Here is a 3,960-nt window from a genome sequence, read left to right as displayed (position 1 = left end):
GGGAAGGACGGGGCCGTGGGTACGGCCGTGACGGGCGGGCGGGCGCGGTCCGGGTCAGGTCCGGGCCCGCTCCGCGGACCCGTCCTCGGGCTCGGTCTCGGCCACACGTGGACGCGGATACACCGCCTCCTCCGGCAGCCACCGCTCCAGGCGCAGGACGCCCAGGGACGAGACCGTCACGCCCGCCGCGAGGACCAGCCACATCGCCGTCGGCGACAGGGTGAGAAGAGCCGTCAGGACGGCGGGGGCCAGGGCCATGGGCACCGCCCAGGACAGCTGGTAGACCGCGAGGTGCCGGCCCCGCGTCTCCTCCGGCGCGGCCTGGGCGCACAGCGCGGACGCCGTGGCGCCGTGCATCAGCTCTCCCGCCGTGAACAGCAGCGTCGCCGCGAAGACGCCGACCAGGACGACCGTCTTGTCCCCCACCGAGGCGAGGACCGCGAACACCAGGAACGAAGCCCCGAACACGGCCGCGCCCAACGCCACCGCGCGTGAGCGGCGGAACGCGACGAGGCTCCGCGTGACCGGGATCTGCAGGAGCGCGATACCGACCGTATTGACGGCGTACAGGACGCCCACCAGCGAGTGGGACGCGCCCAGGTTCTGGGTGACATAGGCCGGGATGCCGACCGAGAGCACCGTGTAGCCGAACGCCGTCGGCACATTGAGCAGGGTCAGGGCGAGGAACGGGCGGTTGCGGGCCACGAGCCGGTAGCCGCCCTTACGGGAGACGCGCGGGCCCGCGGAGGCCGCCTTCCGTACGGGAATGGCACCGATGCACGCGGCCGCGGCCACGTAGCCGGCGGCAGCTCCGAACACGATCACGTGGTAGAGCGCGTAGCTGCCCAGAGCAAGCACGGCGCCCGCGAGCAGACCGCCGACGCCCAGACCGGCGTTGCGCAGGCTGCGCTGGACGGCGAGCAGCTTGTCGCGGTCCGTGCCCTGGACGAACTCGGCGATGAAGGACTGGATCGCCGGTGGGTACGACATGTCGCCGAGCGCCACCAGCAGAAGCACGGCGAACATGCTGGCGCCGTTGTCCACCAGCGGATACGTGCAGAACCCGGCGGCCCGCAGCAGATAACCGCCGGTGACGACGGCACGGGCCCCGAACCGGTCGATGAGGACCCCCGCCGCCGGATTGCTGATCAGGCCGATCATCGCCGCGGCGGTCATCAGGGTGCCGACCTGGGTGAGCGGAAGCCCGGTGACGTGGTGGAAGTACAGCAGGGACAGGGGCAGGTACATACCGCTGCCGGTGGCGTCGACCACCATGCCCAGCATGTAACGCGCCCTCGCCGACGGGCCTCTCGTCGTCACGGTGCCTCCACGGTCTCGGCAATCTCGGTGTGCTCCCGCACCCAGTCCCCGAGCGCGCGCAGCCGGCGCTCGCACTCCGCGCGGGTCGGCGCGGAGCCCACCGCAGCGGCGAGGAAGTCGGCGGAGCCCGCGGCGGGAGCGATGGCCTGGCCCTCCTCGGCGAACAGCCAGAAGCCCATGAGCCAGGGTTCGTCGGGCTCCGGCGGCAGCGCGCGCACGAGCCCCGGCCGTTTCATGGTGAGCATCTGCCCGGACATGCACCGGGGCGCGGGCGGTGCGGAGGTCTCCGTCAGCTTCCTCATGGCTTCCGAACGGGTGTGACCGGCTTCGGCGCGCGCGGCGTACTCGCCGAGGTGCACGCCGAACAGGGTGTGGAAGACCTCTCGGATCTTGGCGCCACCGGAGCGGCAGGCGCTCTCGCACAGCACGAGCCGGTCGTCGGGGGTGTGGAAGACCTCCATGTGGAAGGCGTAATCGCGCAGCCGCGAGCCCTCGGGCGTCAGCGTAGCGAGGACCTTCTCGGCGAAGTCCAGCAGCCGTGGGGTGAGCGGGTCGTCCCGGTCGAGGGTCACGTCGATGCGCGGGCCCGGGTCCGAGGCGAAGGAAGCGAGGTCGTACTGGTACTGCGAGGGCCAGGCCACGGCCGGCCGCCCGTCGGCGACGAAACCGTCGACATGGCACATGCGGCCCGGTACGAATCCCTCCAGCAGCACGTCCTCGCGCTCGCCCGCGCCGTACGCGTCCTTCAGGCACTCCTCGAAGGCGGCCTCGTCCCGCAGGATGCGCAGACCGACCGAGTTGAAGCCTTGGCGGTGCTTGAACACGAGCGGGAAGCCCTGCGCCGCCGCGAACCGCCGGGCCTGCTCGGCGGTCCGGGGCTGGACGTACGGTGCCACCGCGATGCCGGCCTTCTGCGCGCGCGCCTTCATCAGGGCCTTGTCGCGGAACGGCAGCACGTCGGCGTGCCACGCACCGGGCAGCCCGAGCCTCTCGCGCAGCCGAGCGGCCCGCAGCAGGTCCGCCTCGTGCAGCGCGATCACGTGGGTGACGCCGTGCGCGGCGGCGAGTTCGAGAGCACGGGCGTCGACCTCGTCGGCGTCGAAGTCGTCGAAGATCTCCAGCCGGGTGTAGCCGAGGGCGCTGTCGGGCGTTTCCTCGCCGGCCAGTTCGATCTTGTCGCGGGCGGCGAGGACCACGATGTCGCCGGTGTGGTCCGGCAGCCAGGCGCGGTACGGGAACGGGTCCAGCGGATTGCGGTGCAGGATCAGCAGGTTCGTGCGCTCCCCGGTCCCCGCCGGCTGTGCGAGACCGGTACGGCCGTCGGGGTGCGCGAGGACGATCCGGAGGTGCTCCTCGACGACCTCGGCGCCGCGCCGGACGGCGGCGTCCGTGTCGCCGGCGGCGACGGCGACCAGGCCGAGCCGGTCCCAGTTGTCCCGCAGCGGCCGCACGGTGTCGCCGGGCCGGGCACTGATGCGCACGTCGATGACGCCGTCCGCGCCGCGCGCCTCCTCGACCCCGGCGACGGACTCCACGCGGGCGCCGGACGCGCCGACCAGGGCGCGGACACAGGCACCGCCGTGCGACCGCGGGCGGTCGGGCAACTCCTCGGCCAGGCCGAAGGGATGGGAGAGCGCGAGTGAGATCAGATCGATGCCGTACGCGCCGTGCACCAGCTCGGGGATGGCGTCGCCGGCGATCCGGTTGTGGCTCTCGATCACGCGCGGCCCCCGGGCGGTGAGGCGTACCTCCGTGTGGCACACGCCGTCGCGCAGACCCATCACGTCGAGGAAGCCGCGCACCGCATCCCGCAGCGCGTCCTCGTCCCGTGCGGGCAGCCGGGCCGGCACGGCGTGGCCCAGCTCGGCGAAGTGGCCCTCCGCGGTGAACTTCTCCGTGATCGCGACGATCACGTGCCGGCCCGCGAAGCTGAACGACTCGACGCTGAACTCGGGCCCGTCCAGGTACTCCTCCATCAGGAAGTCCCGCAGCACGAACAGCGAGGAGACCCGGTCGGTCCGGGTGCCGGCGAGCCGGTCCACCTCGTCCCACACCCGGCCGGTGTCTTCCGGTCCCCCGACGTACTGGACACCGATGCTCGCGGTGGCGTCGGCGGGCTTGACGACGAAGGGGAAGCCGTACGACGCCCCGAAGGCGCCCAGGTCCTCGCGGCTGCGCAGGGATCGGGCCTGTACGGCCCGCGCCGGGTCGTGCTCGGCGAGATACCGCCGCATCACGGCCTTGTCCCGGAACCGGCGCGTGACCTCGTATCCGGTTCCGTGCAGCCCCAACAAGTCGTTGACCCGCCCGGCGTTCTCCAGTCCCGGCTCGGTCAGCGACGTGGCCACGGTGAAACCGGGACTCTCGTGCCAGGCGCGCACGACGGGCTCGACCAGCGCCCAGTCCGTGTAGTCGACGACCTCGACGGCCGTGGCGAACCGGTTCTGCTCCTCGCTCACCTTGGTCGGGTGCTGGAGCAGCAACACGCTCAGCCCGAGGTCACAGGCCTTTCTCACCGTTTCGTCGGTACCGCCGACGAGCACCAGGGTGCGCTCGGGGTTCATCTCGGTCCCTCTCTCCTCCCTACGTCCGCAGGGAACTGTGTCTCGTGCGAAGGCGGCGGGGCCATGGGGGCAAGGG

2 protein-coding genes are annotated in these 3,960 nt (G+C 72.2%); both read right to left on the bottom strand.

All coding sequences use genetic code 11. The features are described from left to right. Positions 1-54: 54 nt before the first annotated feature. Entirely contained in the window at positions 55-1,320 is a 1,266-nt protein-coding gene (locus C1I97_RS32975; protein ID WP_258382853.1) for an MFS transporter, read from the bottom strand. Next, complete coding sequence (locus C1I97_RS42015) at positions 1,317-3,884, bottom strand: ATP-grasp domain-containing protein (protein WP_258382852.1); 2,568 nt, start codon at positions 3,882-3,884, stop codon at positions 1,317-1,319. The genes C1I97_RS32975 and C1I97_RS42015 overlap by 4 nt, the downstream gene beginning before the upstream one ends. Positions 3,885-3,960 lie beyond the last annotated feature (76 nt).

It is taken from the genome of Streptomyces sp. NTH33 (assembly GCF_003236365.1).
Lineage (GTDB): Bacteria > Actinomycetota > Actinomycetes > Streptomycetales > Streptomycetaceae > Streptomyces.
This window is presented reverse-complemented; position numbering and strand designations above follow the sequence as displayed.

Bases quoted from the DNA above. Each gene is read 5' to 3' on its own strand.
- C1I97_RS42015 (WP_258382852.1), bottom strand. From the start codon at position 3,884: ATGAACCCCGAGCGCACCCTGGTGCTCGTCGGCGGTACCGACGAAACG.